Origin of the sequence: Hymenobacter sp. IS2118, assembly GCF_000715495.1 — a bacterium.
Lineage (GTDB): Bacteria > Bacteroidota > Bacteroidia > Cytophagales > Hymenobacteraceae > Hymenobacter.
In genome coordinates this window covers 1-3,596 of the sequence record NZ_JNLX01000017.1, presented here as the reverse complement: position 1 = coordinate 3,596, position 3,596 = coordinate 1, and the positions used below count along the sequence as shown (strand labels likewise).

Here is a 3,596-nt window from a genome sequence, read left to right as displayed (position 1 = left end):
GGCGGAATGCGGCGGCGGCGCGGGGAGGGAATTTTCCATTAATCGGGTTGGGGGAAGCAGTAGGTGCCAGAAGCAGCTTACGAAGCCGGGCTTGCTGCTGGGGGCAGCGGCCGCAAAGTTCGCGCTATTCTCGGCTGGACTAGCGCGGCGTGGCGGGCTGCGCACCAACTATGGTTACTTTTGACCGGCACAGGCTACAACTATTATCGGGTGAAGCTCCTCCTTTTTTTCTTCTGTGGTTGGCTCCTGGGCGCGGTGCCCGGCCGTGCCCAGGCCCGAACCGACGCGGCCGACAGCCTGCTCACGGCCCTGAACCAGGCCCTGGCCCACAAGAAGGATTATGACGGGCAGCGCCTGAACCGCATTGCCGTGCTCACGGCCGACTTTGCGTCGTCGGAAGTACCCAACAACACGAAGTTCGACCTGGCCCTGCGCATCTACGACGAGTACAAGGCGTTCAAGTACGACTCGGCCTTCGTGTACTGCCAGAAAATTACGCGGCTGGCCGAACAGCTGAAAGACCCCGAGAAAATAGAGGTTGCCAAACTGAAGCTGGCCTTCGTGCTACTGTCGTCGGGCCTGTTCAAGGAAACGTTTGATACGTTGGACGGCATCGACCCGCGCCGGCTGACGCCGGCGGATAAGCAGAGCTTTTATTTCCTGAAAGCCCGGGCCTTCAGCGACCTCGGCGATTTCAACCAGGACCAGACCTACCGGCCGGCCTACTACACCAAGGCCCTGGCCTTTGCCGATACGGCCCTGCAATTCAGCCGGCCCGGCTCCTACGAGTACTTGTCGGTGCAGGAGTTTAGAGCTCAGAAAACCAACAACCTGGCCGCCGGCGCCGCCGTGTACCGGCAGCTACGCCGCCTGCCGCGCCTCTCGCTGCACCAGCTGGCCGTGAGCGCCAGCACCACGGCCTACCTCTACGAGCTGGCCGGGCAGGACGACAAGGCGTTTGAGCTGCTGCTGGTGTCAGCCATTGCCGACGTGAAATCGGCCACCAAGGAAACCACGGCCCTGGTAAAGCTCTCGGACTACTGCTACCGGCAGGGCGACCTGAAAAACGCCTACGCCTTCATCAAGGAAGCCCGCGAGGACGCGGCGTTTTACAAGGCCCGGCAGCGGCAGATTGAGATGAGCCACGTGTCGTCCATCATCGAAGGTCAGAAAATCAACATCATTGAGAACCAGCGCAAGTCGCTGAAAACCTTTGCCATAATCATGACGCTGCTGGCGGCGGTCGTCATCGGGTTTGCCGTGGTGAGCTTTCGGCAGCTGCGGAAGCTGCGCAAGGCCGGCCACCTGATTTTTGCCACCAACCGGCAGCTCCAGGAGCGCAACGGCGAGCTGCGCCAACTAAACGACGGGCTGAACGAGGCCAACAAAATCAAGGAGGAATACATCGGCTTCTACTTCCACAACAACTCGCAGTACATCGACAAAATCGAAACCCTGAAAAAACGGCTCGATAACCTACTCACCAGCAAGCAGTACGCCGGGGTGCAGAAGCTGATGGACGGCGTAAACATCAAAACCGAGCGCAACGAGCTGCTCAAGGGCTTCGACTCGGTGTTTCTGCGGCTCTTTCCCAACTTCATCACGCAGTTCAACGCCCTGTTTCACGAGGACGAGCGCATCCGCCTGCCCGAAGACCATCTCCTCACCACGGAGCTACGCATCTTCGCCCTCATCCGCCTGGGCATTGCCGACAGCGAGCAAATCAGCCGGATGCTGGGCTACTCCATCAACACGATTTACACCTACAAAACCCGCGTCAAGAACCGCTCCTTCCTGCCCAACGAGGAGTTCGAAGCGGGCATTCAGGCCATCGAAGCCGTGTAGCAACCGGGCGGGTTTAAGTAGCCGCGCACCAGTAATTGTATTCAATCCGGTCATGCCGAGCATTCTGCGCATCAAGCAGAGACCGAGGCATCTCGCTCGGCATGACGGCCTAGAAACTATGGTTGCTTTTGCGCCGTTTTCCGCGTGTCGGCCCACTTGCCGGTACTCTCAGGGCCCATGCTACCATTGCGGGTGCAACACCAAACAGAAGGGGCCTACGCCCCTTTTTTTATGGGCTTACGGGTGCTGCCGGGCCATATCAGGCTTATATTTTGAACCGTAAAATTATCGATAACTATTTATACATCAGTTTATTGACTACTTGACGGGTTAATATTTTTCATACCGGGTTTTGACAATTTTACTGTGGCTAGGGGTGCCGCTAGTTTTGCTCAGCAACCTCACCGCAATCGGTTGCGGCAGCCGTCCATTTTGGCTGGGCCGCTCCCCAAAACGACCATCCGCCCTTCACCCTCCCACCAATGAATCCATTCTTACCGCCCTTCCTGCGCCGCCCGCTGTGGCGGACCTCGCTGCTGGCCCCGGCCCTGGCTGGCTTGCTGGCCGGCCCCGCCCTGGCCTACCCGGCCAGAGCTCCTTTGCGGCTGGCTTTCACGGCCGCCGAAGCGCTGGCCGACGGCACCATTTCCGGGCGCGTCGTCGACAGCAAGGGCGAGGGCATTCCCGGCGTGACGGTGCTGGTGGAAGGCACCACGCTCGGCGTATCCACCAATGTTAATGGCTCGTTTGTGATTGCCAACGTGCCGGCCGGGCCGCACACGCTGGTGTATTCGTCGGTGGGCCTGAACTCGACGCGCGTGGCGGTGACCGTGGTAGACGGCCAAACCCTGGACCTGCCCGCCACGACGCTCACCGACAACGTGACGCAGCTGAGCGAGGCCGTGGTGGTGGGCTACGGTACCGTGCGCCGACAGGACCTGACCGGCTCGATAGCCACCGTAACAGCCAAAGACTTTGTGAAGGGGCAGGTGACCTCGCCCGAGCAGCTCATTCAGGGCAAGCTGGCGGGCGTGCAGATAACCACCGGCGGCGGGGCGCCCGGCGAGGTGGGCGTGATTCGGATTCGCGGGGGCTCGTCGCTCAACGCCAGCAACGACCCGCTCATCGTTATCGACGGCGTGCCCGTGGACAACAGCGGCATCAACGGCGCCGGCAATCCGCTCTCGCTGGTAAACCCAGCTGACATCGAAACCTTTACGGTTCTCAAAGACGCCTCGGCTACGGCCATCTACGGCTCGCGGGCATCCAACGGCGTTATCATCATCACGACCAAAAAAGGCGTGGACGGCGAGAAAACGCGAGTAAACCTGACCTCGCAGGTGTCGCGCTCGACCAACTACGGCAAGGTGGACGTGCTCGACGGCCCCGCCTACCGCAACCTCTACAACGCGGCCCTGGCCGATGGCAGCATCCCGGCCGGCGCGCCGCCCTACCTCGGCACAGCCAACACCGACTGGCAGGACGCCATTTACCGCACCGCCTGGACCACCGACAACACGGCCAGCGTAACGGGCAGCGTGCGGCACGTGCCCTACCGGGTGTCGGTGGGCTTTCTGGGGCAGCAGGGCACGCTCCGCACCGGCAACCTCAAGCGTAACTCGGCTTCCATCGGCCTCTCGCCCAAGCTGTTCGACAACCACTTGCGGGTGGATGTGAACGTGAAAGGCACCTGGGCCGACTACCGCTTTGCCGACCAGGGCGCCATTGGCGGGGCCGCGCGCTTCAACCCT

2 protein-coding genes are annotated in these 3,596 nt (G+C 61.2%); both read left to right on the top strand.

Going from position 1 to position 3,596, the window contains the following annotated elements; translation table 11 throughout:
* Positions 1-210: 210 nt before the first annotated feature.
* On the top strand, positions 211-1,845 hold the full coding sequence (locus GM79_RS01015; RefSeq protein ID WP_072008488.1) for a DUF6377 domain-containing protein: 1,635 nt from the start codon (positions 211-213) through the stop codon (positions 1,843-1,845).
* Between the two features lie 482 nt (positions 1,846-2,327).
* Positions 2,328-3,596, top strand: a 1,269-nt coding sequence (locus tag GM79_RS01010) for a TonB-dependent receptor plug domain-containing protein (RefSeq protein ID WP_035557797.1), incomplete at its 3' end; no start/stop codon positions are given.